Origin of the sequence: Micromonospora sp. WMMD736, from assembly GCF_049179015.1 — a bacterium.
Taxonomy (GTDB): domain Bacteria; phylum Actinomycetota; class Actinomycetes; order Mycobacteriales; family Micromonosporaceae; genus Micromonospora.
The window spans coordinates 5677379-5703489 of the sequence record NZ_JBMHMI010000001.1 but is presented as its reverse complement, the minus strand read 5'-3'; the positions used below and the strand labels follow the sequence as shown (position 1 = coordinate 5703489).

The 26111-nt window shown below is 71.7% G+C and carries 25 protein-coding genes and 2 pseudogenes; 11 read left to right on the top strand and 16 right to left on the bottom strand.

Going from position 1 to position 26111, the window contains the following annotated elements:
- Positions 1-149: 149 nt before the first annotated feature.
- A complete protein-coding gene (locus ACN269_RS25760) occupies positions 150-4049 on the bottom strand; it encodes a kelch repeat-containing protein (protein ID WP_421474830.1) in 3900 nt (1299 codons plus the stop codon).
- A 199-nt stretch (positions 4050-4248) separates the two neighbouring features.
- On the opposite strand from ACN269_RS25760, the gene ACN269_RS25755 reads away from it, so the two are divergent.
- Entirely contained in the window at positions 4249-5247 is a 999-nt protein-coding gene (locus ACN269_RS25755) for a LuxR C-terminal-related transcriptional regulator (protein WP_421474829.1), read from the top strand.
- Between the two features lie 10 nt (positions 5248-5257).
- On the opposite strand, the gene ACN269_RS25750 is transcribed toward ACN269_RS25755, so the two are convergent.
- Positions 5258-6031 carry an enoyl-CoA hydratase/isomerase family protein gene (locus ACN269_RS25750; protein ID WP_421474828.1) on the bottom strand — a complete coding sequence of 258 codons (774 nt, stop codon included), beginning with the start codon at positions 6029-6031 and terminating at the stop codon, positions 5258-5260.
- A gap of 98 nt (positions 6032-6129) precedes the next feature.
- Here ACN269_RS25750 and ACN269_RS25745 point away from each other — a divergent pair, with 98 nt between their 5' ends.
- Complete coding sequence (locus tag ACN269_RS25745; RefSeq protein WP_421474827.1) at positions 6130-6609, top strand: DUF6232 family protein; 480 nt, start codon at positions 6130-6132, stop codon at positions 6607-6609.
- An 87-nt stretch (positions 6610-6696) separates the two neighbouring features.
- Positions 6697-7179 carry a DUF6232 family protein gene (locus tag ACN269_RS25740; protein WP_421474826.1) on the top strand — a complete coding sequence of 161 codons (483 nt, stop codon included), beginning with the start codon at positions 6697-6699 and terminating at the stop codon, positions 7177-7179.
- 15 nt (positions 7180-7194) lie between these two features.
- On the opposite strand, the gene ACN269_RS25735 is transcribed toward ACN269_RS25740, so the two are convergent.
- From ACN269_RS25735 to ACN269_RS25720, 4 genes and pseudogenes are all read right to left on the bottom strand, one after another.
- On the bottom strand, positions 7195-7647 hold the full coding sequence (locus ACN269_RS25735) for a hypothetical protein (RefSeq protein ID WP_421474825.1): 453 nt from the start codon (positions 7645-7647) through the stop codon (positions 7195-7197).
- Positions 7648-7798: 151 nt separating this feature from the next.
- Positions 7799-8341, bottom strand: a pseudogene (locus ACN269_RS25730) (alpha/beta hydrolase); the annotation flags it as partial.
- Between the two features lie 836 nt (positions 8342-9177).
- Entirely contained in the window at positions 9178-10074 is an 897-nt protein-coding gene (locus tag ACN269_RS25725; protein WP_421476566.1) for a ribokinase, read from the bottom strand.
- 10 nt (positions 10075-10084) lie between these two features.
- Complete coding sequence (locus ACN269_RS25720) at positions 10085-10927, bottom strand: ABC transporter ATP-binding protein (RefSeq protein WP_355052121.1); 843 nt, start codon at positions 10925-10927, stop codon at positions 10085-10087.
- A 131-nt stretch (positions 10928-11058) separates the two neighbouring features.
- Between ACN269_RS25720 and ACN269_RS25715 the strand changes: the two genes are divergently transcribed.
- Positions 11059-12069, top strand: coding sequence for an ABC transporter ATP-binding protein (locus tag ACN269_RS25715; protein WP_421474824.1), 1011 nt, complete (start codon positions 11059-11061; stop codon positions 12067-12069).
- On the top strand, positions 12066-13079 hold the full coding sequence (locus ACN269_RS25710) for an ABC transporter permease (RefSeq protein WP_421474823.1): 1014 nt from the start codon (positions 12066-12068) through the stop codon (positions 13077-13079). The genes ACN269_RS25715 and ACN269_RS25710 overlap by 4 nt, the downstream gene beginning before the upstream one ends.
- Positions 13080-13163: 84 nt before the next feature.
- Here the strand turns inward: ACN269_RS25710 and ACN269_RS25705 are convergent, their stop codons facing one another.
- Complete coding sequence (locus ACN269_RS25705; RefSeq protein WP_421474822.1) at positions 13164-14339, bottom strand: ROK family transcriptional regulator; 1176 nt, start codon at positions 14337-14339, stop codon at positions 13164-13166.
- Between the two features lie 165 nt (positions 14340-14504).
- Between ACN269_RS25705 and ACN269_RS25700 the strand changes: the two genes are divergently transcribed.
- A complete protein-coding gene (locus ACN269_RS25700; RefSeq protein ID WP_421474821.1) occupies positions 14505-15959 on the top strand; it encodes a glycoside hydrolase family 3 protein in 1455 nt (484 codons plus the stop codon).
- A 247-nt stretch (positions 15960-16206) separates the two neighbouring features.
- Here the strand turns inward: ACN269_RS25700 and ACN269_RS25695 are convergent, their stop codons facing one another.
- The gene (locus ACN269_RS25695) at positions 16207-16869 is read right to left on the bottom strand and encodes a GNAT family N-acetyltransferase (RefSeq protein ID WP_421474820.1); all 663 of its coding nucleotides are present in this window, start codon (positions 16867-16869) and stop codon (positions 16207-16209) included.
- 171 nt (positions 16870-17040) lie between these two features.
- Here ACN269_RS25695 and ACN269_RS25690 point away from each other — a divergent pair, with 171 nt between their 5' ends.
- Both ACN269_RS25690 and ACN269_RS25685 read left to right on the top strand, forming a co-directional pair.
- Positions 17041-17226: a DNA repair protein gene (locus ACN269_RS25690; RefSeq protein WP_421474819.1), complete on the top strand. Its 186-nt coding sequence runs from the start codon at positions 17041-17043 to the stop codon at positions 17224-17226.
- Positions 17227-17322: 96 nt separating this feature from the next.
- Positions 17323-17841 (top strand): hypothetical protein, encoded by a 519-nt coding sequence (locus ACN269_RS25685; protein WP_421474818.1) that lies wholly within the window; start codon positions 17323-17325, stop codon positions 17839-17841.
- A gap of 9 nt (positions 17842-17850) precedes the next feature.
- Here the strand turns inward: ACN269_RS25685 and ACN269_RS25680 are convergent, their stop codons facing one another.
- A complete protein-coding gene (locus ACN269_RS25680; protein WP_421474817.1) occupies positions 17851-18582 on the bottom strand; it encodes a Clp protease N-terminal domain-containing protein in 732 nt (243 codons plus the stop codon).
- Positions 18583-18714: 132 nt separating this feature from the next.
- On the opposite strand from ACN269_RS25680, the gene ACN269_RS25675 reads away from it, so the two are divergent.
- Positions 18715-19530, top strand: a complete 816-nt coding sequence (locus tag ACN269_RS25675) for a DUF72 domain-containing protein (RefSeq protein ID WP_421476564.1) — start codon at positions 18715-18717, stop codon at positions 19528-19530.
- Positions 19531-19539: 9 nt separating this feature from the next.
- Here ACN269_RS25675 and ACN269_RS25670 read toward each other — a convergent pair whose 3' ends face one another.
- Entirely contained in the window at positions 19540-21372 is a 1833-nt protein-coding gene (locus tag ACN269_RS25670) for a glycoside hydrolase family 15 protein (RefSeq protein WP_421474816.1), read from the bottom strand.
- Positions 21373-21510: 138 nt separating this feature from the next.
- Here ACN269_RS25670 and ACN269_RS25665 point away from each other — a divergent pair, with 138 nt between their 5' ends.
- Entirely contained in the window at positions 21511-21936 is a 426-nt protein-coding gene (locus ACN269_RS25665) for a VOC family protein (protein WP_421474815.1), read from the top strand.
- Positions 21937-22064: 128 nt separating this feature from the next.
- On the opposite strand, the gene ACN269_RS25660 is transcribed toward ACN269_RS25665, so the two are convergent.
- Positions 22065-23255, bottom strand: a complete 1191-nt coding sequence (locus ACN269_RS25660) for an FUSC family protein (protein WP_421474814.1) — start codon at positions 23253-23255, stop codon at positions 22065-22067.
- A 110-nt stretch (positions 23256-23365) separates the two neighbouring features.
- On the opposite strand from ACN269_RS25660, the gene ACN269_RS25655 reads away from it, so the two are divergent.
- Entirely contained in the window at positions 23366-23815 is a 450-nt protein-coding gene (locus ACN269_RS25655) for a hypothetical protein (RefSeq protein ID WP_421474813.1), read from the top strand.
- A gap of 19 nt (positions 23816-23834) precedes the next feature.
- Here ACN269_RS25655 and ACN269_RS25650 read toward each other — a convergent pair whose 3' ends face one another.
- From ACN269_RS25650 to ACN269_RS25630, 5 genes and pseudogenes are all read right to left on the bottom strand, one after another.
- Positions 23835-24221 (bottom strand): hypothetical protein, encoded by a 387-nt coding sequence (locus ACN269_RS25650; protein ID WP_421474812.1) that lies wholly within the window; start codon positions 24219-24221, stop codon positions 23835-23837.
- A gap of 102 nt (positions 24222-24323) precedes the next feature.
- Positions 24324-24872, bottom strand: coding sequence for a kinase (locus ACN269_RS25645; protein ID WP_421474811.1), 549 nt, complete (start codon positions 24870-24872; stop codon positions 24324-24326).
- 22 nt (positions 24873-24894) lie between these two features.
- The gene (locus ACN269_RS25640) at positions 24895-25155 is read right to left on the bottom strand and encodes a hypothetical protein (protein ID WP_421476703.1); all 261 of its coding nucleotides are present in this window, start codon (positions 25153-25155) and stop codon (positions 24895-24897) included.
- Positions 25132-25340, bottom strand: a pseudogene (locus ACN269_RS25635) (hypothetical protein); the annotation flags it as partial. The gene ACN269_RS25640 and the pseudogene ACN269_RS25635, both read right to left, overlap by 24 nt.
- 158 nt (positions 25341-25498) lie before the next feature.
- The gene (locus ACN269_RS25630; protein WP_421474810.1) at positions 25499-26026 is read right to left on the bottom strand and encodes a DUF6244 family protein; all 528 of its coding nucleotides are present in this window, start codon (positions 26024-26026) and stop codon (positions 25499-25501) included.
- Positions 26027-26111: the final 85 nt, after the last annotated feature.

Below are 26111 nucleotides of genomic sequence, written 5' to 3'. Positions count from 1 at the left end.
GGCCGGGATCACAGGTTACCGGCCAGTCAACTACCGCCCCGACCGTGGCCCCGGCCGGCCGACGCCGTCCAGGTCAGCGCCGCCACGACGGCCGCGCCCGCCCGGTGGGATCGTCCACCGGGCGGGCGCGGTCGGTCAGCGCCGAGGTGTCAGCGCGTCTTCAGCACCACCGCCACCGGCTCGGTCCGGTACGGGGTGTCCGTCTCGAACGCCAGCCGGGCCGCGTACTCGCCGTGCCCGGCGACGGCGGGAACGGCCGCCGACACCCGGACCGTGACGGTCCGACCCGCCGGGATGGTCAGCTCGGTCCTGTTCGCCGACAGCCACGACACGTCGCTGCCGCGGAGGCAGGACTCGGCACCGGGCAGCTGGTAGACGGACGCGGACAGATCGTCGGAGCTGTCCACACCGCCGACCTGGAACGTGCCGCAGGCGGCACCGCCCCGCATACCGGGCTGAGGGAGGTCCAGCAGCCTCGACCAGAGCGCGGTCGCCGGGTCGAACTCCCACACCTGCGCCGAGATCCCGTTGCCGGTCTTGCCGCCCATCAGCCGCAGCTTGCCGTTGACGCTGACGGACGTCATGCCGTAGTTCGACACCGGCAGGCTGGTCGTCTCCACCCACGTGTTCGACTCGGGGAAGTAGCGGTACGCCGACAACGACGCGTCCATCTGGACCGGTAGGTATCCACCGGCGCACAGCAGACCGTCGCCGACGGCACCGCAGGAGAGGAAGGCCGCGCCCTCGGGGATGTCGGCCAACCGGATCCACCTGTCGACGTCGGGGTCGTAGCGGTACACCTCCTGCGAGGGCGGTCCGCACCGGTAGTCCGCGCAGCCGGAGACCACGTACAGCTTGCCGTCGAGCGACACCGCCGCACCGTTGTACGTCCCCTTGGGCAGGTCAGCCCCGCGCGACCAGCTGTTGGTCATCGGGTCGTAGACGAAGGTGGTGGTGGCCACCTCACCCAACGGACCCGTGCCGCCGGCCACGTACAGCTTGCCGTCGACGAAGCCGCCCGCGGCACCGCTGCGCGGCTCGGGCAGGTCGGCGATCCGCTTCCAGGCCCGGGTCTGCGGGTCGAGAACCCACCCCTCGCGCAGGGTGTACTGGTAGCTGGTGCCGCCGACCGAGTACACCGTGCCGTCGTTGTCGGCGACCACGTTGTCGGCCACCCGCATCGGCAGGTCGGGCATGCTCACCCACGCGCTGCCGTCCCCCACCTGCTGCGACGGCGACTGCGCCGAGCGGGCGGCGACGAGCCTCGCGTCGCTCGTGTAGCCGCGGTCCTGCTCGACCAGCCGGACCGTCAGCGGCCGCTCGCCGTCGTTGGTGAGCCGGATGTCCCCGGTGGCGGAACGCCCCGGCTTGACCGAGAAGGTCAGCTCGGACGTGTCGACGGTCAGCCGCCCACTCTCCAGGAGCCAGTCCCGCTGCACGACGCGGTCGCTCTTGACCTTCTGTTTCCCGGTGGCATCGGCGTACCGCAGACCGGTCACGGTCATCGGCGCCTGGCCGTCACCCTTGGCGAAGAGCCAGTAGAAGCCGTCGCCGAGGGCCGGGTCGTCGGGCGTGTCGAGGCTGGTGGCCTTCGCCGTCGGGTCGGTGCCGGCCGAGACGGTGGCACCGGTGATCGCCTGTCCCGTGTTGTCGTCCCGGACGAGCCCGGCGATGATCCCGCCCGGCACCGCGTCACACGTCCGCCGGCCGACGAAAGCGTTGTCCAGCTGCCACCAGTAGGAGGAGGTGCCCTCGTAGCGGAACCGCGCCTGCACCCCGGACTTCCCCGCCGCCTGCGGGATCGGGATCTCCAGGTGCCCCCGTACGGCGACGTCCGGGAAGCGGTACGCCTCCTTCCAGGTCGCCCCGTTGTCCAGGCTGAGCTCGACGAACCCCTTCTGCACACCGAAGTTGGAAGACGGGAAGTCGGTGTCGAAACCGATCACCGGGTTGGTGATGCCGCGCAGATCCATCGACGGCGTGACCAGGGCCGAGTCGAGGTAGCCGGACTGCACCCAGGTGTTGATGGAGGCGAACCCTCCGGTGCCACCGGTCAGGTTGCCCTGCTTGCCGGGGTCGTCGAAGCGCCAGGTCTGGCCGACGCCGGACTCGTCGGTGACCCGCCAGCCGTCCTTGGGTCCGCTCGCCCAGCCGGTGAAGTCGGTGCTCAGACCCTGGTACTTCCAGGCGTACCCGGGCGCCGCGCAGGTCGAGGCGTCGATGGCCAGCTTGACGTCCTTGCGGATCTGGCCCGACCCCTCGCCCGCCTTGGCGCCGACGACGGCGGACACCGTGCTGGTGACGTAGCCCGGCAGGTGGACCGGAGAGACGCGCAGGGTGTATTCGCCGATCGGTAGCTCGACGTCGTACCGGCCGGTGTAAGGGTCGGTGAACACCGCGTCGCCCGGATAGCCGTCGATGGAGACCTTGGCGTAGATCGGCCAGCCGTGCGCGGAGCCGTCGGTGACGACACCGCTGACTCGCTGGGTCGCCAACGCGGTCAGCGTCAGGTTCCTGGACACGCTCGTACCGCCGGCGACGGTGACCTTGACCGGCTTCGGCGCCTGGTAGCCGAACCTGGCGGCGACCACGTCGTACGTGCCGGCCGGAGCGAACAGGTGGTAGCCGCCCTGCACGTCGGTGACGGCCTGGTACGTCGCGCCGGTCGAGTCGGTGGCGCTGACGGACACACCGGCGAGCGGGCCCTCCGGCTTGCCGTGCGAGTTCTTGTCGCTCTGCACCACTCCGCTGACCTCGCCGCTCACGCCGAGGGTGAGCGCGGAGACACCGTTGGGGCTGCCCAGGCCGGTCGGCCCGTCCCAGCCGGGACCGGCGTTGCACAGCAGGTCGCCGCAGTACCCGTTGGCGCCCTCGGTGATGTCGAAGAGACCGGCGGCCTTGTCCTTGCGGTACGGGTAGGTCACCGGATACGTCCCGGGCACCGGGTCACCGGCCAGCGCGAACATCGCCGCGACGAGCGGGGCGGACAGTGACGTGCCACCCCACTGCGCCCAGCCGTCCTGGCCGAGGGTGTTGTAGACGGCCAGGCCGGACTCCGGCGCTGCCGTGGCGGAGATGTCGGAGCTGGCCCGCTTGTCATCGCAGTGCGTGTCGATGCCCGCCTGGTACGCCGGCCTCGCCTCGTAGAGGGAACAGCCGCTACCCGCCGAACTCCACGCGGTCTCCGACCAGCCACGGGCCGAGGAGGGGTCGCGGGTCAGCTGGGTGCCGCCGACCGACACCACGTTCGGGTGGGTCGCCGGGAAGCTCTGCACGTTGCCGATGTCACCGCTGGCCACCGTGATGACGACGCCCGGGTGGTCGTAGTGGGCCGCGAAGTAGCTCTGGTACGGCGCCTCGCCCGGGACTCCGTACGAGTTGGAGATGGCGACCGCACCGAGCCGGGCGGCGGTGTCCACGGCACGGCCGAGGTTCTCGCCGCCGTTGTCGTCGGCCTGGACGAACAGGATGTTGCACTTCGGGCAGGCCGACGAGACGGCGTCCAGGTCCAGGGCGGCCTCGATCGACCAGCCCTCGTCCTCGATCGGGTAGTTCGTCCCGCCGTACTGGTCCACCTTCCGGAAGCAGCCGTTCGCGGTGGTGCAGGGCGGCAGGCCGTAGTGGGCGCGGAACACCGCGAGGTCGGCCTCGGCGGCGGCGTAACCGAACGCGCCGACGATGGCGACGGTCTGCCCCGCGCCGCCTGCGGGCAGCCGGTAGGCGGACTTGATGTCGGCCGGCCCCAGGGCTCCCGGCGGCGGGGACGTGGTGCGCAGGCGTCGCTGGGCGTCCTGGCTGGAGAGACCGACGGCGAAGCAGCGGGCCCAGGGCCCGTCCTTGCCGGCCTCGGCAGCGGAGGCGGTGTTGCACCCGGCCGGCGTGTACCGCCGCGCGTCCCAGTCGGCGGAGGGGGTTGGCGCGGACGACGGGGCTGCCTGGGCCGCTCCGCCGGGCAGGGGGCCCGCGGCGAACAGCGACAGGGCGACGGCTGCGACCAGCCCGTGCAGAAGGACCCGATGAATTCGTCTCCGCCGTAAGCGCTCGACCATCCAGTTACTCCTCATGAGCAGAATCAGGGGGCACGGCTCGCCGTTGAGGCCGCGAACGCACCACCGCCATGCCACGCGTGATACCTGCCACGAAACCGGCGTACGTCGAGCGATGATCTTGGCACGGCCCGGAAAGCACGGACAATGACCAGGACGTTCATGTTCCGGACAGCTGGCCGGTTCCCGACGGAGGCTTCCGATGTGGCACACGGTGGGCGTGCCCGAGTCCGAAGGGCTCGTGTACGAGGCGCTCGCCCGGCGTCGCCAGGCGGCGATCAACGATCTCCGCGACGATGTCGCGCTCTCCCCGGCACGACTCAGAGCTGCGCTCGGTCACCTGGTCGACCGCGGCCTGGCCAGTCGACTACCCGGACACCCGGCCCGCTACGAGGCGACGTCCCCCGACCAGGTCGCCACCGTCCTGATCGCCGAGCAGGAACGCGACCTGCTCCGCCTGCGCCGGCACGCCGACGAGCTGGCCAAGGAGATCCGCCAGCGCGAGGAGCCGGGGCGACATCCGGCCGAACTGGTCGAGGTCATCGAGGGGGCCGGGAACCTCCGGGCCACCCTCATTCGGCTGCAACGTGAGGCTCGGGTGCAGATCCGCGGCATGGACCGACCGCCCTACCTGGACAATCCGGCCAAAGGCAACACCGAGGAGACCCAGCAGCTCGCCGACCGCGCCCTGACCTACCGGGTGATCTACGACCGGTCCGCGCTGGCCATCCCGGGGCGGATGGCGGAGATCTGGCGAGGAATCCAATCCGGCGAACGCGCCCGGGTCGCCAGCAACGTGCCGATGAAGATGCTGCTCTGCGACGACCGGTTCGCGCTCATCCCCGTGATGGCGGCGGGGCAGCTGACCGACGCCGCGTACCTGGTGCACCCGTCGTCGCTGCTCCATGCGGTGATCGGGCTGTTCGAAGCGCTCTGGGAGCGGGCCGTCGCGATCAACCGCTCGGTCGGCGGCGCACACGACGGCCGCCCGAGCACCGAGGAGCTTCCGGAGCAACTCGCCGACCGCGACATCGAACTGCTCGGCCTGCTGGCCGGCGGCGCCACCGACGAACGGATCGCCCGCACCCTGGGCTGGAGCGTGCGGACGGTGCACCGCCACGTACACCGCATCATGGCGATGGTCGGCGCCGAGACCCGCTTCCAGGCCGGAATGGAAGCGGTCCGGCGCGGTTGGGTCTGACCCCTGCCGGTCAGCGGCCGGTGAAGTCGGGCTTGCGCTTCTCGACGAACGCGGCCATCCCCTCGCGCCGGTCGTCGGTCGCGAACAGCGCAGCGAAGAGCTGACTCTCCCAGGCCAGACCCGAGTTGAGGTCCATGTCCAGGCCGCCGTCGACCGCCAGCTTCGCGGCGCGCAGGGCCTGCACAGGCCCCTTGAGGTACGGCGTGACGAGCGCGACGGCCGCGTCGTACACCTCGGCGGCCGGCACGACCCGGTCGGCGAGACCGATCCGCAGCGCCTCCTGGGCGTCGACCATCCGCCCGGACATGATCAGATCCTTCGCCCGCGCCGGACCCACGAGACGCGCCAGCCGCTGCGTACCGCCCGCGCCGGGAATGATGCCCAGCTTGATCTCCGGCTGGCCGAGCTTGGCGTCCTCGGCGACCACCCGCCAGTCACAGGCCAACGCCAGCTCGCAGCCGCCGCCGAGCGCGTACCCGGTGATCGCGGCCACCACCGGCTTCGGGATGCGGGCGATCGCACCGAGCGCGCTGGACAGGGCCGCGGCCCGGTCGGCCATGTCCACGTAGGACATGTCGGCCATCTGCTTGATGTCCGCCCCGGCGGCGAAGACCTTCTCACCGCCGTACACGATGACGGCACGGACCTCGGGATCGGCGGTGGCCGCCGTGGCGGCGGCGCGCAACTCCTCCTGCACCTGGGTGTTGAGCGCGTTCATCGGCGGCCGCTCCAGCCGGATGGTGCCGATGCCGTCAGTGGTCTCCAGCCGAACGAACTCGCCCACGCTGCCCTCACTTCCTCGTCGAAGTCGCGTGCCAACCTTACGACCCGGCTCGTTGGGGTAAGTACTGTGGTGTCAGCCCCGTGGGCGGGAGTCCAGCCATGATCACTTTTTACGACGACAGGTCGGTACGGGTCACCTCCGCCGCCGTCCAGGTCGACGGACGCAGCTACGCCCTGCCCGAGATCACCATGGTCTGGCACCGCCGCGGCAGCCGATCCTGGCGGGTGCTCGCCGGGCGGGGCGCGATCGGCGCCGCCCTGGCCGGTCCGCTGATCGCTGCGGTGCTCGGCATCGGCGTGGCCGTCTGGCTGCACCGCTCACCCACCGTCACGATCGCGATCGTCGGCGCCTCGGTGCTGGTCGGGCTGGCCGTCGGCCCGGTCGCCGACTTCCTCTTCGAACACCTCGACCGGTCGTACGCCAGGGGCAGTCGCCAACTGGAGATCTGGGCCCGCTGGCGCGGCCAGCCGGTGCGCTTGCTGCACACCCGCGACGCGCTGCGCTTCGGCCAGATCTACCGGGCGGTCCAGCGCGCCATGGAGGCGACGCAACCCGCCCACCCCGCCGCCCGCCGCTAACCGCCCCGCGCGACGCTTCCTGGACCGACTTGCCACGATCGTCGTCACGGGATGCGCGGGTTTGCCTACGGGTGGTTAGGCTTAGTGATGACCCTCTATTACCGGGACGACGCGGTGCAGGTGACTTCCGAGTCGATCCGGGCGGGCGGTCAGGTGATCGCCCTGCCCGACGTGACGTTCGTCTGGCACCAACGAGGGCCGAAGACCCTCGCCGTACGCGGTCGGGTGCTGGGTCGCGGCGTGCTGGTCCTGCTGCTGTCGCTGCCGCCCCTCGTCGCGCTGGTCTGCGTGGTGTCGCTGGCGTGGTCGGCTCAGGACCGGGGCAACTGGCAGTTGGCGCTGATCATCCTCGCCGCCTGCGCGGTGGGGGCGTTGGCGTTGACGCCGTTCCTGGAAATCCCCCTCGGCTGGCTGGACCGCTCCTACGAGCGTGGCAGCCACGTGCACGAACTGTGGGTGCAGCACCACGGTCAGGAGCACATGCTCCTGCGCACGCCGGACGCGCTACGGTTCGGCCAGATCTACCGGGCGGTGCAGCGCGCCGTCGAACAGCAGGGCGACCATCGGTGACCACCCCACGCGTCGTCAGGTCAACGGCAGTGTGGTGGCGATCGGCCAACCCAGCAGGGCCGCGCCCACGAGGGCCGGCAGCCAGCGCGGTGAGGCGTAGCGGCGCAGCACGGCGGCCCACCCGACGTACCAGCCGAGCAGTACCGCGAAGAGCGGCACCACCAGCAGCACGAAACCGGGCGCCAGACCGACCACCGCCGCCGTGCTCAGCACGACCACGGTGACCGCGACGACCAGCAGGCGACGCCACGTCCGGCCCGCCGCGACCAGCTCCACGCCGAGCAGGAACAGCAGGCACGCCCCCACCACCAGCGGAAGTAGCCACCAGCGGGCACCGACCGGCCGCGCCGAGGTCAGGCCGAGGTGGATCGGCAGCGCCACGGCGAGAATCGCGTACGCCGTCAGCGCCACCGCCGCGACGACGACCCGCGCCGGTGTCCGCCGGTCGACCTCCGCGTCGACGGGCATCCGTGTGCCGGCCGGCAGCCAGCGTTCCCCCCGGCACCACGACGGCGGGCCGGCGACCCACCGTCGCGCCCCGCTGCGCGGCGTCGTCGGCTGCTCGCCGGAACCCGGGAAACTCCGCGCCGCCCACGACCAGCAGCAGTTCGGTCGGACGCCCGGGCGGCAACTCGCCCGCCTCGGGCAGCGAGATCGCCACGGTCCTGGCGATCTCCGGGTGCTCGACCGCGTACCGGGTGACGGCGCCCGCGCCCATCGAGTGCCCGACCAGCATGATCTGGGCCGGGTCCACGTCCGGCTGGGACCGCAGGAATCCGACCGCGACGTCCAGGTCGGCGGCGAGCGTCGGGGGCGACATGCCGGTACCGAGCCGGGCCGGGTTGGCACCGTGCCCGGCGAAGTCGAACACCAGCGCGACCGCTCCGCGACGCGCGACGGTGTCGGCGAGCGGGCGCATCAGCCGTGCCGAGCCGGCGAAGCCGTGTGCGATCACCACGCCGGGTCGCCGGGCGTCCGGGGTCGGCGGGCCGGCGCGTACCTCGGTCACCGGCAGGCCGTCGACGGTGATCTGCCGCACGGTGAGGCCGGCGTCGGCGCGTACCAGCACCGCAGTGCCGAACGCGGCGGCGACCGCCGCGAGCACGGCGAGCAGGACGGCGATCCGGGTACTCGGTGGGTGGCGCGGCGGTGCGGCCGACATGCCGGCACCCTACCGCCGGGCGTCCCGCTCCGGACCGCGCCGGACGCGCCGAACGAGCGGTTGTGGCAGGACCGACGCACACTTGGTCCCATGGCGCTTCCCCTCCCCACACCTACCGCGGTGGTCGGCCTGACCCGCTCCGCTCTCGACCAGGCGCTCGGCTCGGCCGCCTCGTTCGCCGCCGTGCCCGCCCGCGCTTTCGCGGTGTTGGACGGGGTGGAAGCGCTGCTGGCCAGGATCAACGGCGTGGTCGATCGGATCGAGACGACCCTGGACCGGACCGATCAGGTGCTCACCGACGCCGAGGCGGCGGTCCGGGAGGTGGCGGTGATCAGCGCCGCCGCGACCACCGCCGTCGACACGGCCACCGAGGTGGCCGCGGCCGCCGCCGTGGTGGTGAACGAGGCCGACAAGGTCGCGCGCCTCGCGGGCACGGTGGTCACCGGGGCCGACGCGGTGGCCGGCAACGCCGCGGTCACCGTGGACACGGCCGCGCAGGCCGCGGCCACGGCGGCCGAACTGCTGGCGGCGTACGAGCCGGCGCTGCGCCGGGCCGCGCCGATGACCGACCGGTTCGTGCAGGAGTTGAGCCACGAGGAGATCACCGCGGCGATCCACCTGATCGACGAGCTGCCCAAGCTCAAGGAGCACCTGACCGCCGACATCCTGCCGATCCTCGCGACCCTGGACCGGGTCGGGCCCGACCTGCACGACCTGCTCGACGTCACCCGTGACCTCAAGCTCGCCGTGGCCGGCATCCCCGGCCTCGGCATGCTGCGTCGGCGGGGCGAGAAACTGAGCGACGAACCGGTCGACTGAGCACGCGGGACGGGCGGTCAGCCCGGCGCGTACAACGCGTCGATCTCGGCCCGCTGCGGCAGCGCCACCGAGGCGCCGAGCTTGCGGACGCAGGCCGCGCCGGCCGCCGCCGCCCAGCGTACGGCGTCGACGACGTCCCGCCCCTCGCCCCAGCCGACCGCCAGCGCGGCGGTGAACGCGTCGCCCGCCGCCGTCGAGTCGACCACGTCGACCGGAACGGCGGGCACGTGCACCTCGACGCCCTCCCGGTCGACGTACCAGGCCCCGGCGTCGCCGAGGGTGAGTACCGCGCGGGGCACCAGGTCGAGCAGCGCCCTCGGGTCCTCCCGGCCCCGGCCGGTGAACGCCTGCGCCTCACCCTCGTTGACGACGAGCAGGTCCACGGCTTCGAGCAGTTCCGCAGGAAGCTCCCGGGCGGGTGCGGCGTTGAGGACGACCCGGGTGCCGGCGGCGCGGGCGGCCAGCGCCGCGGCGGTCACCGTGCGCACCGGGATCTCCAACTGGGCGACCAGGACGTCCGCCTCGCGTACCGTGGTCAGCTCCTCGTCGGTGAGGCCGACCAGCGCGTCGTTCGCGCCGGGGGTGACGACGATGGCGTTCTCACCCTGGCCGTTGACCATCACGAGCGCCACGCCGGAGGTGCCGTACACCACCCGCAGGTGACCGGTGTCCACGCCGGCCGCCGTGATGCGGGCGCGGAGCGTCACACCGAACGCGTCGGAGCCGATCGCGCCCAGGAAGACGCAGGAGGCGCCGGCCCGGACGGCGGCGATGGCCTGGTTGGCGCCCTTGCCGCCGGGCACCATCACGAAGTCGGTGCCGAGCATGGTCTGGCCCGGTCGGGGCAGCGAGGGGGCCATCGCGACCAGGTCCATGTTGGCGCTGCCCACCACCACCACCCGCGTCGGCGACATGGTCACCCGCTCAGGCGGCGCGCGCGGTGTAGCGGTCGCCGGAACGCTCGACCACCAACGGCAGACCGAAGGTCTTGGAGAGGTTGTCGCCGGTCAACGTCTCGGCCAGGAGGCCCTGGGCGACGACCGCGCCCTCGCGCAGCAGCAGCGCGTGGGTGAACCCGGGCGGGATCTCCTCCACGTGGTGGGTGACGAGCACCATGGCGGGGGCGTCCGGGTCGTACGCCAGCTCGGCGAGCCGGCCGACCAGGTCCTCGCGGCCACCGAGGTCGAGCCCGGCGGTGGGCTCGTCGAGCAGCAGCAGCTCCGGGTCGGTCATCAGCGCGCGGGCGATCTGCACGCGCTTGCGTTCGCCGTCGGAGAGGGTGCCGTAGCGGCGCTCGGCGAGGTTGCCGACGCCGAGCTGGCTGAGCAGCGCCCGGGCCCGCGCCACGTCGCCGTGCTCGTAGCTCTCCCGCCAGCGTCCGACCACCGACCAGGCTGCGGTGACCACCACGTCGCTGACCTGCTCGTCGGCGGGCACCCGCGCGGCGAGCGCGGCCGTGGTCAGCCCGATGCGGGTCTGTAGCTCGTTGATGTCGGTGCGGCCGATCCGCTCACCGAGGACGTACGCGACGCCGGTGGTGGGGTGCAGCCGGCCGGCGGCCAGGTTGAGCAGGGTGGTCTTGCCCGCGCCGTTGGGGCCGAGCACCACCCAGCGCTCGTCCAGCTCGACGCGCCAGGTCAGGTCCTGCAACAGGGCGTTGTCGGAGCGACGTACGCCCACGCTGTCGAGGCTGACCACCAGATCCGGGTCCACGGGTGCGGCGGCAGGCGCGGCGCCGGCAGCGCCGGGGATCAGGTCACCAGTCACCCGACCATCCAACCACGCAGGAGTGGCGTGCCCCCCACGGGCGGCGCTCTGGCCATAGGGTGAGGCACCGTGTCGTTGATCACCACACCCCAGGGACGGCCCATGCCCGGTCGAGGTTTGGCGCCGCGCGGATGAGCGCGGTCATCGAGATCGAGGGTCTGCGCAAGACCTTCCGCAGTGTGCGCAACGGCAGGCGGGTGGCGGTCGACGGGTTCGACCTGCTGGTCGAGGCCGGACAGATCCACGGCTTCCTGGGGCCCAACGGCTCGGGTAAGACCACCACCCTGCGCGCCCTGCTCGGGCTGGTCCGCGCCGACAGCGGCCGGATGACCGTGCTCGGCGAGCCGTCGCCGGAGCTGCTGCCCCGGGTGGCGGGGCAGGTCGGCGCCATCGTGGAGAGTCCGCAGTTCTTCGGCAACTTCACCGGGCACCGCACGCTGCGGCTGCTGGCCCGCGCGGGCGGGGTGTCGATCTCACGGGTGGACGAGGCGCTGGAGCTGGTGGGGCTGCGGGACCGGGGCGACGAGCGGGTGAAGGCCTACTCACTGGGGATGAAGCAGCGCCTGGCGGTGGCGTCCGCGCTGCTGAAGGATCCGCGTCTACTCATCCTCGACGAGCCGGCGAACGGCCTCGATCCGGCGGGCATCCGGGAGATGCGCGACCTGATGCGGTCACTCGCCGCGGCGGGGGTCACCGTGCTGGTGTCGAGCCACATCCTGGGCGAGATCCAACTGATCTGCGACCACGTCACGATCATCTCGCGGGGGCGGCGGGTGGCCGCCGGCCGGGTCGACGAGGTGCTGGCGGGTCACGACCGGCACGAGTTCCTGGTCCGGGTGGCCGAGCCCGAGCGCGCGGCCGACGTGCTGCGCGCGGCGGAGCTGACGGCCGCCGTCGAGGGCGAGACGCTGGTGGTGGGCGGGACGACCGACTCGACGGTCATCAGCCGCGTCCTCGGTGAACAGGATCTGTGGGTCGCCGAGCTGACGCCGCTGCGACCCGACCTGGAGAGTGTCTTCCTGGAGCTGACCGGGGCCGGCGAGCACCCCTCGGTGCCCCGTCAGGTCGACGAGGCGGCACGACCGGTGGACGCCGACGGCGCGCCGGTGATCGATCTCGACGTTCGGGGAGTGGACGCGTGAACCTGGTCCGGGCCGAGGTGGAGCGGCTCTCCGCACGCCGCTTCGTGCAGCTGATGATCGTCCTGCTGGTGCTGGCGTTCGGCATCACGGCCGCCACCACGCTGGCCGGGTCGCACCAGCCGAGCGCCTCCGAACTCGCCACGGCGCGGCAGCAGGCCATCGAGGCGCGGCGGAGCATGGAGGTCAGCTACCAGCAGTGCCTGGCCCAGCGGGACGGGATCTCGACCCCCGACACGCAGGACTACCTGCCCGCCAATTGTTCCGACATGGACCCGGCCCAGCAGGAGCGGTTGCCGATCGCGTCCGACTACCTGTCGGGGGTGTTCATCTTCGCCGAGCAGGCCAAACCGCTGCTGTTCTTCCTCATCGCGTTCCTGGTGCTGTTCGGGTTCCTGGTCGGCGCCTCGTACATCGGGGCGGACCTGAACTCCGGTGGGGTGGTCAACCTGCTGCTGTGGCGGCCACGCCGGTTGACGGTGCTGGGCACGAAGCTGGGCACCCTGCTGGCTGCCATGATGGCGCTGGCGGTGGTGGCCTCGGTGGCCTACCTGGCGACCTTCTGGGTGATCGGGCAGACCGCCGGGCTGACCGGTCGGCTCGACGGTGACTTCTGGGGTTCGCTGGGCGCCGTCCACGGCCGTGGCCTGGTGCTGATGCTGCTGGCCACCGCGTCGGGTTTCGCCATCGCGACGCTGGGCCGCCACACGTCGGCGGCGCTCGGAGTGGTCGCCGCGTACTCGGTGGTGTGGGAGCTTGGCGCCCGGCTGGTGCTGGAGATCGTCGACGCCCGGCGGCCGGAACAGCTGATGTTCTCCACCTACGTCGGGGCGTGGCTCAGCGGCGAGGTGCGGATCTGGGATTCCCAGCTCTGTCGGCAGAACTTCAGCGGCATGTCCTGCGACGGCTACTACACCCTCACCTGGGGACCGGCGCTGGCGGTGCTGCTCGCGGTCGCCGGTGGGTTGACCGTGCTGGCCTTCGCCGCCTTCCGCCGCCGTGATCTGAACTGAGCTGGCAGCGGCCGCCCGGCGGCAAGAGCTTGCAGCCGGGCGGCCAGCGGTGAAATATTCCTTCACATGACCGCCGCAGCGGGCTCAGCCGACGGTGGAGCCGAACACCTCGTCACGGACGGCGTTCAACGCGGTCCGCAGGGCACCACGCAGGATCGGCTCCTCGGTGAGGCCGGTGGGCACCACCCGCGGCCGGACCAGGGTGATCGCGGCGACCTCCCGCTGCACCCGGTCGGCGAGCGCCGCGCCGCCGGCCTGGCCGACCTCGCCGGCCAGCACGACCAACGGCGGGTCGAGCACCACGCAGGTGCTGGCCACGCCGAGCGCGAGCCGGCGGGCCAACTCGTCGAGCATCGCGCCACCGGCGGCGCCGGCCGCCACCGCCGCACGCACCGCCCCGGCGGCATCCGGTGCGGAGAAGCCGTGCTCACGGGCCACCGAGCGCACCGAGTCACCGCCGATCACCTGCTGGAAGGCGGGCTTCGCGCGCCGCGAGACATCGCGTGGGATGGGCGCGCCAGGTACCGGCAGGTAGCCGATCTCGCCCGCCGCTCCGCTGCTGCCGTGGTGCAGCCGCCCACCCAGCATGATCGCCAGGCCGACACCGGCACCCACCCAGACCAGGACGAAGTCCGCCACGCCCTGTGCGGCGCCGGATTGCGCCTCGGCCACCGCGGCCAGGTTGACGTCGTTCTCGAAGACCACCGGGGTGTGCAGGTCGTCCCGCAAGGCGGCCAGCAGACCGCTGTGCCAGCGTGGCAGGTTGAAGGCGAAGGTGATGTCGCCGGTCTGCGGATCGACGAGGCCCGGCGTGCCGAGCACGATCCGTCGGACGCTGCTGAGCTGCGCCTGGGCGCTGCTGGCGGCCTGCACCACGGCGTTGTGCACCACGCCCACCGGATCGTCGGTGTCCCGCGTCGACTGCTCCACCCGGCCGATGACGGCGCCGGTGATGTCGGCACAGGCGGCCACCACCCGGTCCGGCCCGACGTCCACCCCGACGACGTGCGCACTGCTCGCGCGGACGGCGTAGAGCTGGGCGTTCGGCCCCCGCCCGCCGGCCTGCTCGCCGACCCGGCTGACCAGGCCGCGCTCCTCCAGGCGCTCGACGAGCTGCGAGGCGGTGACCTTGGACAGACCGGTCAGCTCGCCGAGCCGGGCGCGAGTGAGCGGCCCGCGCTCGAGGAGCAGTTCCAGCGCCGCACGGTCGTTGAGCGCCCGCAACAGGCGGGGGGTGCCGGGCAGCCGGGTCGCACTCATGCCATGTCCTCTAGTTTTAGTAAACTTTGCTAACTGTAAACCGACCTGCGAACGGGTAGCCGTAGCGTAACGGCCACCCGGAGGCAGAGTGCTCCGCCAACCCGGCAGGGCGACGACCACCGCGGGTACACGTTCGTATCCACGGGAAGCGAAGGGGGAAATCTCGTGGGGCTCGATCCAGGACTGCGCCGGCTCGCGCTGGGCACGTTGCTCGCCGCGTACCCGGGAGCGGTCCCGCCGCGGTGGGCGGTCGACCTCGTGGCCGATGGCCTGGCCGGGCACACCCTGTTCGGCACGAACGTGCAAGACCCCGCGCAGGTGGCGGCGAGCACGGCGGCGCTGCGCGCCGGCCGGTCGGACGTGCTGATCGCCATCGACGAGGAGGGGGGCGACGTGACCCGGCTGGCCCACGCCACCGGGAGCCCGTACCCCGGTAACGCCGCCCTCGGCGCGGTCGGCGACGTGGCGCTCACCCGCCGGGTCTACCAGTCGATCGGGGCGGAACTGGCCGCGCTGGGCGTCACCGTCAACCTGGCCCCCACGGTCGACGTGAACACGGCCGACGACAACCCGGTGATCGGCACCCGCTCGTTCGGCGCCGACCCGCTGCGGGTGGCCGCGCACTCGGCCGCCGCCGTCAGCGGCCTCCAGGCCGCCGGGGTCGCCGCCTGCGCCAAGCACTTCCCCGGCCACGGTGCGACGGTCACCGACTCCCACCACGAGCTGCCCACGGTGGACGTACCGCTGGACGTGCTCCGCCAGCGCGACCTGCCGCCGTTCGCCGCGGTCGTCGCGGCCGGCACGCAGGCCGTGATGACCGCGCACATCCGGGTGCCGGCGCTGACCGGTGCCGGCCCGGCCACCTTCAGCCGGGCCGTCCTGGTCGACCTGCTGCGCGCCGAGTACGGCTTCACCGGCACGGTGATCACCGATGCCCTGGAGATGAAGGGCGCGGCCGTGGCCGCCGGAGGCGTGGGACCGGCCGCCGTACGGGCGCTGTCGGCCGGCGCCGACCTGCTCTGCATCGGCGCACAGGTCGACGCCGCCCTGGTCGAGCGGGTAGCCGCCGAGATCGTCGAGGCGACCGTCGACGGTCGGCTGCCGGTCGCGCGGGTGGAGGAGGCGGCCGGCCGCGCCGCCGCACTCGCCGCCTGGACCCGGGCCGCCGGCCGGTCGTCGGCCACCCCCGACCCCGATCTGGGGTACGCGGTGGCCCGCCGGGCAGTACGGGTCGAGGGCCTGCTCACCGGCCTGGACCAGCCGCTGGTGGTGCAGTTGCACACCGAGTCCACGATGGCCGAGGGCCGGGTGCCGTGGGGCCTCGGCCCGCATCTCGACGGTGGACGCGAGATCCGCGTCGTGGCCGCCGAGACCGATCAGGCGGCGCTGCGCGAGGTGGCCGGGGACCGACCGATCGTGCTGGTCGGGCGGCACCTGCACCGGCTGCCCGGCGGCCCCGAACTGATCGACGCACTGGCCGCCGCGCATCCGGTGACCGTCGTGGAGATGGGCTGGCCGGGGGCCTGGCGACCGTCCGGCGCACGGGCGTTCGTCACCACGTACGGCGCGAGCCACGCCAACGGCAGGGCGGCAGCCGAGGCGCTCGGCCTGGCAGGTTGACCCAGCGTCACTGACCGGCTCACCAGCGTCACAGCGCCTTGTTGCAGGTCAAGTCCACAATTCGACACTCCGACTCGACTGCTCGCATCTTGCAGCTTGCAGTTTCGATACGTAGCGTGATCGATATCGGGTTGGCGTGCCAGTGGCGCGGCCGATCGGAGTGAACCGGGGCCTGGGGGCAGGTTGCGGACCGTGGATCCGGCCCGGGATCCACGGTCCGCGCACTGAGCCCGGCCGCAGAGCCGGTTCAGCGCGGATACACCCCGTACGCCCGCCAACCCCGGTCCGGGAAGCCCGCCGCCTCCGCCACCCGGGCCGAGGCGTGGTTGTCCCTCTCGTGCAGATACGTCGGCACCGCGCCCTCGTCCAGGACCCGCCGCGCCGCCTGCGCCACCAGCCGACGCGCGAGGCCCCGACCCCGGGCGGCCGGCACGGTGCCGACGGCCAGCTCGTGACCGTACGCGTCGTGCCGCTTGATGGCGGCGCCCGCCAGGTACGCCCCGTCGGCATCCCGCACCACGAGCACCGGCCGGTCGAACAGCCGCAGCCAGGACGGCAGCCCGGGCGTCGTCGAGGCGACCCACTCGCCCACGTCGGGCAGGGGCGCGGGGGCATTGGTCCAGCGAAACGGGCCGTCGTGCACGCAGAAGGCGGGTTGTCCGACGGCGTCCGGCAGTGCCGCGAGCATCCGCTGCGGCGCGCGCTCGATCAACGCCCGGATCGCGGCGACCCGGTCAGGCGGGACGGAGAGCACCGCGCTCTGGCCGGTGTCCACGGCGAGGGCCGGGCGCAGTCGGCCGTCCCAGGCCGGCCGGGCCCGCCGATGCGAGGCGACCACGTGCAGCCCGGGCGCGGCCGGCCACTGACCGAGCCAGGAGGCGAGGTGCAGCTGCAACCGCCGGTCGAGCATGCGTACCTCCCGTCGCCCCACACGTCGTGATCACCGTACGCCTGGGCGGCTCGACCGGGCGGGCCATCGCGTCAGCACGGGACGCTGCCCGGGATCCGACAGTCGACCCCGCTGCATCGACCGTCATAGTTATTTTCATTCCTGGACACCTTTCTCTGCCACGGTATGGGCATGCCGACCCAGCCGAACGACCGTTTCCACCAGCACCCCGCGCGACTCTGGCGAGCGGCGGGGGCCACCGAGGGCATCCCGACTCAGGCGGGCTACCGGGTGATCCGGGCGACGGGTGGGCTGCCCTGGTCGACGCTGAACGAGCTGCCGGCCGGCTCCAGCCGGCACGGCCCGAACCGGCGCTGAACACACCGACGCGGCACCTGCGACGGCATTCGCACACCTGTCGGGTAATTTCTTCCAGGTCCGGCACCCCGGCCTACGACAGGAGAAGCTCCGCGCATGGGCAAGAAGACGATCCACGTCTCCGACTTCACCGGCACCGTTCTGCAGCAGGACGACGAGGTGGTTCGTGTCGTCGTCCTGGAGCACCCGGACCTGGTCGCCGGGCCCGTGCAGCTCGACGCCACCCCGGGCGAGGTGGAGAACATCGACGACGCCGCGCTGGACGTGGCGGTGGTCGAGATCCACGACCGGCACGGTGGCGGCGAGCCCCGACGGGTCGTCCTCACGGCCAGCGAGTTCGACGCGATGGCCACCGACGTCCCGATGGCGCAGTTGTTGAAGACGGCCGAGCGGGTCCGCCCGCCCAAGGCCCGCAAGAGCGCCGAGAAGATCGACTACGGCACGCTGGAGCACGCCGGCAAGCCGCACCGGGGCCGGGTCACCGAGGAGGAGGCCCGGCTGGTCCGCGAGCAACTGGACGAGGTCAACAAGCGGCTCGCCGACGCGGGCGTACGCCAGATCGACCCGGCCGATCCGGAGCACGCCCTGCGCTACGGCTTCCCCGAGGCGCCCTGACCCCGGTCCCTACTTCTGCGCGACGGCGGCGGCGAGGGCGGCGGACAGGTCGGCTTCGACCGCCGCCTTCTCCAGGCCGAGGTCGGTGAGCACGCCGGCCCCGTCCTCCTGCTCCAAAAGGGCGAGCAGGATGTGCTCGGTGCCGATGTAGTTGTGCCCGAGCCGCAGCGCCTCCCGGAAGGTCAGCTCCAACGCCTTCTTGCCGGCGGCGTTGTAGGGGATCAGGTCGGGGACGTCGTCGACGGCGGGCGACAGCGTGGCACCGACCGCCTCGCGTACGGCCTCGGGGGTCGCGCCCCGACCCGCCATCACCCGCGCGGCCAGCCCGTCCGGCTCGGCGAGCAGCCCCAACACCAGGTGCGCGGGGGCGATCTCGGGGTTTCCGGCGGCACGGGCCTCCTCCTGGGAAGCCATCACCACGTTGCGGGCCCGAGGGGTGAACCGACCGAAGCCGGCGTTCGGGTCGAGCGCCGAAGCGTCGGTGGAGCCCTTCGCGACGAAGCGCTTCTGGGCGGCCTGCTTGCTGACCCCCATGCTGCGGCCAATGTCGGTCCAGGAGGCGCCCGAGCGGCGGGCCTGGTCGACGAAGTGCCCGATCAGATGGTCGGCGACCTCACCGAGATGGTCGGCGGCGATCACCGCGTCGGTGAGCTGGTCGAGCGCGTCGGTGTGCGCCTTCTTGATCGCCTGGATCAGGTCGTCGAGCTTGACGGCGTTGCTCATCTGGAAAGGTTCGGTCATGCGTCAACCATAGGTTGACGCACTGGCCGCGTCAACCCCTGGTTGACGAGAGCTCGCTCGCGCAAGCGGATACCGTGGGCGCGGCCGCACACGTCAGGAGGGTCGGGCATGCGTCTGCACGTGGGGTGCGCGATGTGGAGCCACCGGTCGTGGCCGGGGCACTCGCTGCCGTCCGGAGAGCGCTTACGGCACTACGCCAGTTGGTGCGATGCCGTGGAGGGCAACACCACGTTCTACGCGACCCCGAGCCGGGACACCGTGGCATCCTGGGCGGCGCAGACCGAAGCCGACTTCCGGTTCGTCCTGAAGCTGCCCAAGGTGGTCACGCACGAACGTCGACTCACCGACGTCGGCGAGCCGCTGCGCGCCTTCCTGGACGCGATCGAGCCCCTCGGCCCACGCGTCCACGCCCTCTGGATCCAACTACCGGGGTCGTTCGCGCCGGCCGACGTACCCACGCTCGGCCGGTTCCTCGCGCACCTCCCGGATTCCCACCGGTACGCCGTGGAGGTCCGCCATCCCGCGTTCTTCACCGAGCCCCGCGCGACCCGGCTGCTCGAGGAGGCCCTCACCACGGCGTCGGCCGAATGGGTCCCCTTCGACACGACCGCGTTCTTCAGCCGACCGCCGACGAGCGACGCCGAGCGCGACGCGTGGATGAAGAAGCCCCGGGTGCCGCTGCGGTCCGCCGCGCTGACCGACCGCCCGATCGTGCGTTACCTGGGCCGCGACGACGACACCCGGACCGTCGAGGGGTGGCAGCGCTGGGTCGAGGTCACCGCCGCCTGGCTGCGCGAGGGGCGCTCCCCCACCGTGTTCGTCCACACGCCGGACAACGCCGACGCGCCGCGGCTCGCCCGCCGGTTCCACGACGAGGTGCGCGCCCGCGTGCCGGGCCTCGAAGCGCTGCCCGATCCGATACCCGTCGAACCGCTGACCCTCTTCTGAGCACCCATGTCACGGCTGTCGGTCGAGCAGCGCGTTGAGGTGGTGGGCCGTGCTGATCAGCGAGAGGTGACTGAACGCCTGCGGGAAGTTGCCGATCTGCTCGCCGGTGGGGGCGATCTCCTCCGAGTAGAGCCCCAACGGCGTGCTGTAGGTCAGCATCTTCTCGAACGTCAGCCGGGCGTCGTCGAGCCGACCCGACTGGGCGAGGGCCTGCACGTACCAGAAGGTGCACATGCTGAAGGTTCCCTCGGAGCCGGCGAGCCCGTCGGGCGAGGCCTTCGGGTCGTAGCGGTAGACGAGACTGTCCGACACCAACTCGTTGTCGATCGCCCGCAACGTCGACAGCCACATCGGATCGTTCGGCGCGATGAAGCCGACCCCGGGCATCGCGAGCAGCGAGGCGTCGGTGATGTCGGTGCGGTAGTGCTGCACGAAGGCCTGCCGTCCCGGATGGAATCCCCGAGCTACGACCTGCTCGTAGACGGCGTTGCGTTGGTCCGCCCAGCGGGTGATGCTCGCGGGACGCCCCCTGTTGTGCGCGATGCGGATGGCACGGTCGAACGCGAGCCAGCACATCATCCGCCCATAGGTGAAGTCCTGCCGGCCGGAGCGGGTCTCCCAGATGCCGTCCTCGGGCTGGTCCCAGTGGTCGCAGAGCCAGTCCATCAGGCCGGCCGTCTTGCGCCACCCCTCGTACGACGTCATCAGCCCGCTCTGGTCGGCGAGATGCAGCGAGTTCAGCGCCTCGCCGTAGATGTCCAGTTGTAGCTGGCCCGCCGCGCCGTTGCCGATCCGCACCGGCGCGGAGCGGCGGTACCCCTCCAGGTGCGGCAACACCTCCTCGGCCAGGTCCGGCGAGCCGTCGATGCGGTACATGATCTGCAGCGGCACGTCGCCGTCGTGGGCGTCCCGGATGCGCGCTTCGAGCCAGGCCAGATACTTCTCGGCCTCCTCGGTGAAACCGACGCTGAGCAGCGCGTGCACCGAGAACGAGGCGTCGCGGATCCAGGTGTAGCGGTAGTCCCAGTTCCGCGGCCCGCCGATCTGCTCCGGCAACCCCGCCGTCGGCGCGGCGACCAGGGCGCCCGTCGGGGCGTACGTCATGAGCTTGAGCGTCATGGCCGACCGTTCGACCATCTCCCGCCAGCGACCGGTGTAGGACGTGCGGAGGGCCCACCGACGCCAGTGGTCCCGGGTTTCGGCGAGCAGTTCGCAGGCTTCCTTCGTGGTGAGAGCCCGGGGTGCGTGGGGGCAGGCCGTTTCCAGCACGACCCCACCGATGTCGCCCTCGTGCAGCACGTTACGGAAGCACACGCCCTCCTCGTCGCGCTGGACCAGCCTCCGGTCGATAAGCCGTTGCGAGTCCTTGAACGGCGTCAGGGTGAGCGAAAGGGTAGAGCTGCGAAAGACGTCCCCCTCCGGATGGACCTCCAACTCGTACGGATCTCGCCCGTAGTTGAACCGCGGCCGGCAGTCGAAGCGGAAGGGCATGGCCCCCCGGACCATTCGGACCAGCCGGACCAGCCGATGCCGGTCGGTGGCCTGTTCGCCCGTGACGGGCATGAAGTCCAACACCTCGCCCACGCCGTCGGCGCTGTGGAAGCGGGTGATCAGGATCGGCGTGCCCGGTAGGTAGAGCTGCTTGCTCGAATACTCGATACCGTCGGGCGAGAGCTGGAAGTGCCCGCCCCTGTCGCGGTCGAGCAGGGCGGCGAAGACGCTCGGCGAGTCGAAGCGCGGCGCGCAGAACCAGTCGATCGTGCCGTCCTTGCTGATCAGCGCTGCGGTCTGCAGGTCACCGATCAGGCCGTGCTCCTCGATCCCCGGATACCGTGTCTGCACACCGACCCCCCCTCGTCAGGCTGACGGCGACTACCCGGGAACCCGCCCGCTACACGAACGCCGTCCCGATGCCCGGGCGAGTGTGTCGGTGGCCGCCGATAGCGTGCACGCTGGACGACATCGACGGAGGGACGACGGATGAGCCTGCGCGGATTCGCCACCCTGAACATCTGGGCCGACGACGTGGCGGCGGCCACCGACTGGTACGCCCGATTCCTGGGCCAGGAGGCGTACTTCTCGCGGCCCGGCCCCGACGGGCGTCCCGCGTACGCCGAGTTCCGCCTGGGCGACTACCAGGCGGAGCTGGGCATCATCGACCGCCGGTACGCTCCCCCGGGCGCGGCGAGCGGGCCCGGGGGCGCGGTCATGCACTGGCACGTCGACGACCTCGCCGCCACCGTGGACCGGCTCCTGGCGCTGGGTGCCACCGAGTACCAGCCGATCACGCCCCGCGGAGACACGGGTTTCGTGACGGCGGCCGTGGTGGACCCCTTCGGCAACGTGCTGGGCGTCATGACCAACCCGCACTACCTCGACGTGCTCGCCACACACCGCACGGTCTGAGCTCGCCGTCCCCGTTTCCGCCGCTCGATCCTGTTAGGGCGTGTGTCAAAGTCCTCGGTCGAGTCGAGGCGGAGTCCAGGCGGCGGTCTGGGCCCGCCGGAGGCCGGCCAGGGGCTTTGACATTCGCCCTAGTGCTGGTCCACTGCCTGCCGCACCAACGCCGCTGCCCTCTCGGTCTCCAACCCGCTGGTGATGAGCAGGTCGTGGGCAGCCGCCCGGTACTCCCCCACCGCGACCAGCCCGGAATAGCCGAGACGATGGACGTGCGGGCGGGTCGGGTCCCCCACGAACCCCTGCGCACGCCCGACCAGCTCGACGCCGGCCAGGATCTGGTCGCGGGCCTCCCGAGGCTCCCGACCGACCTGGACCGCTCGGCGCAGCGTAGGCAGCGCGTCGGCCAGCAGGTCAATGGCCTGCGGAAACTCCTCGGGAATCGGCTCGTCGTCCTTCAGGGCTGTGGTCAGGCGCCGACACAGTGACCGGCAACCGTGCAGGCTCCGTTCCAGGTGGTGGATCGCCGTGGTGTGAAAGTCCAGGGAGTCGCGCTCACGCCACCGCAGGGGTGCCAGCCGCGTCACTTCCTGGGCGGCGCTGAGTCCGTCGTCGAGCGCGGCCAGGCGGGGGTCGAGCCCCCGCAACCCGCGCAGGCTCCGTTCGGCGTCCCCGAGATCACGCCTGCGCAGCGCCGTCGCCAGCTCGTGCATGATGTCGGCCGCCGGCCCGACCACCGGCTCGGCCAGCCGCAGCAGCGTCCGCTGCGGATTGATCGGCGCCACCAGTAGACCGACACCCAGACCGACGAGCCCACCGACCGCCGCGTCGACGAAGCGCGGGATGGACAGGTCGCGTAGCGGCGGTTCCAGCGTGGCGATCAGCACCGCGGTGCCGCCGGCCTGGGTGAGCAGCGAGCCACCGCCCTTGAGCAGGATGGCGACCCCGATCGCCAGGACGACGACCACACCTGTCTGCCAGAACCCGATGCCGAAGAACGGCATCAACGTGTCGCCGACGGCGAGCCCCAGGGTCACCCCGGCCAGCAGCTCGATGGTGCGCCGCAGGCGCGACCCCATCGAGGCGGCCACGATGCCCACCGCCGTGGTCGGTGCCAGGACGGGAGAAGGATTGCCCAAGAATTCGTACGCCACGAACCAGGCGATCGCCGCGGCGATGCCGGCCTGCACCGCGAGCAGGCCGAACAGGCGCAGCCGCCAGGTCCGCGAGCGCAACGCGTGGTGGGCCCGCGCTCGGAGGCGGTCGATCCGGGACTTCCCGTGGTCCGTCGGTTCGCCGCTGGCCTCCGACTCCTGGTGGGCAGACATCCGCGACGCTTACCCGACGAATGCGAACCTATCCGGCATGTGAAATCCACTCTTGTCGACGTCTGCTGTACTCGACAGAGAGGATTCCTCGGCGAAGGAGGCCCCGTGCCATGTCCACCTCCGAGTTCAGCCCCGACAGCCTGCGTACGCTGATCCGCGCCGGTGCGTGGATCAGCCGTCCCGACACCATGAAGGCCGCCGTACACCTGTTGACCTTCACCAAGCTGCCGGACCAACCCGGCTTCGCGGACCTGGTCGAGGTCGTGCAGATCCCCGAGTACGACGACGGCCACGACATCCAGGTGGCGGTCATCCGCGACTGGCCGGCGCTGCTCGCGCTACCGGCGGTCGAGCAGCTGTCTGCCGACGACCAACGGCTGCTCGCCCTGGCCGGCAGCCTCGCCACCGGGCAGCCGGTCGACCTGGCCGCCAACGCCGCCGTACAGGGTCACGAGCACGCGGCGAAGGTCGCCGAGGCGATGGTGATCGCCGCCGGCTACCACATGAAGTACGAGGTCACGGCGACCGAGCGACTCACCACGAGGTTCGCCAAGGCCTGAGAGCTTCGGGGACACCAGATCAAGGCGTACGACGCTCGCCCGCATCGGGGGGCAGCCACCGCAGCGCGGCATCGACGGTGTCCACCGGGCTGCCGTTGAAAGCGATCGCCGCGCCGGGTGCCCATTGCCGGACGAGGTTCACCACCTTCTCGAAGAGCAGGAGCAGCGGCTCGTGCTTGCGGAGGCCACCGCCGACCACGACACAGGCGTATTCCTTACGCTGTAACGCCTCGACGACGGTGGACTCGGCGTCGTCGTCGGGTGCCACCAGGCACAGATCGGCTTCGACGCCATGCTCGACGAAACGGGCCTGGCCGCGTGCTATCGCCGCCACCACCGGCGCCGGATCCCACCCCGGGATCCGTTCGGGATCAAGACCAATCACCAGTACGGGACCCAACGCCATACGCACTCCTGTGAAGCGGTCCACCGTCGCCCAGCACGATCGATGCTGCCACAGGTGGCAGGGGTGCGGCGCACGGCGACACCGGGAGGCGGCCGGGCAGCTCTACCGGTCGTCGTCGCGTCCGGCCTGGGGCAGCCCGGCGGCAACGGCGATGGCCTCGACGGCCCCGTCGAGTCCGGTCGTCTCGGGCAGGACGAGTTCGTCGGGCCAGCCCAGGGCGTCCTGTGCGGCGTACCAACCGCTCATCTGCTCGGCGGTGAACTCACTGACCTGCGGGCGGGTGAGGTGCCGACGCAGGGTCTCGGCCAGCGACACGTCGAGGTAGCAGAACAGCGACCGACCGCGGTGGCCGTCCCGCAGCGCGGTCAGCATGCTTCGGTAGCGACTGGTGTGCATGATGCCTTCCATGACCACGTGGTAGCCGTGATCCAGCGCGAACCGCACGGTCTGTCCGATCAAGGCGGGTGCCGCCCCGCCAGGCTTGTCCCGCTCGCGCAGCAGGACGCGGCGCAGGTAGTCCTGCTCGACCAGGGCACAGCCCCGGCCGTGCCGCCATCGTAGCTCGCGGGCGATGCTGCTCTTGCCCGAGCCGGAGTTGCCCCGGATGCAGACGAGGATCGTGTCCGGGCTGCCAGCGGGTTCGGCGACCACGATGCCTCCTTGGCTCCCTACGTCACTCCCGGATCTCCATCTCGGAAACCGACCCCCTGTCGAGGCGGTACACATGCGTGACGGTGTGGTCGGCGATTTTCGCTCCGGTCTTGTCGTGTACCACCTGATGAACGGTGACGGCAATACGGCCGTCGGCCTCCGTACTGAACGCCGTCGGCGTGACGGTGGGTTCGAGCTGCTCCCACTGTCGACGCCAGTAGGCACCTACCATCTCCCGGCCGTGGACCACGCCGCCCTCGCCTCGCACGCTCTTCGCCGGCATCGGGGAGTGACAGTCGAAGACGTTTTCCTCGATCAGGTAGTCGGGATCCTTGCCCGGTTCCCAGAATCACCGGTACCTAGCCGGGCGTCAGCGACCTCCTGCCGGGTCGGGTTCTGGTGGAGTCGGTACCCCTGGGCAGCGACGGTATCGGCGCACTGGTTCTCCAGTTCCAGGGAGCGCCGCACGCGTTCGTCCTCTCTCAGAGGAATCCGGGTACGCCGACCGGTAGGCGACCCGCCCGGCTCTCCGGTCGGCTTGCGCGTCCACGCCGTCGTCACGCCCCCGCCGGGTGACGGTGTGGGAACCGAGGCAGGGCTGGTCGGTACAGCGCCGCCAGCCCCGCTCAGTTTCCCGACGACCCCAGCCGTCGTGCCTCAGCGATCGCCGCGTCAACCGCCTGACGGGTGGTGGCGGTGCGCTGCACCAGCAGGACAAGCACCTGCTTGACGGCCTCCAGAGCCTGCAGCAGCGGCCCAGGCTGCCCACCCTGCAAGACCCCGACAACAAGCTGCTGCGTCTCACCGACCTGGGTGACAGTGGCGGTCGTCTGGTCACGGATGCCGTCGACCGCACTCTGCACCGGAGTCAACCCGCTGATGGTCTCCCTCGGACTGGCCAGCTGGGGAACACCAGCGGCCGCCTTCGTGGCATCACCGACAGCCCCGGTCAGATCACCCAGTCCACCCCGGATGGCGGCAATGGCTCCGCGCACCCGCGCCATACCGACAGCGACGGCAGCGAACCCGGCACCCGCCGCGCGCAGCGCGATCTCCTGCGCCTGCTGATCAGCAGCGGCAGCCAGACCCTGCGCACGTTCGACCCCGGCCGCCAGCGTACGTAGCTCCGTAGTGATTTTCTCGACCTGCGACACGCTGCTGGATCCCTCCACCTGGCCGCGAGAGCTCTCAGGAGGGTTGAACCTACCGGCACGGCACCGACGCCACCAGACGTCGCAG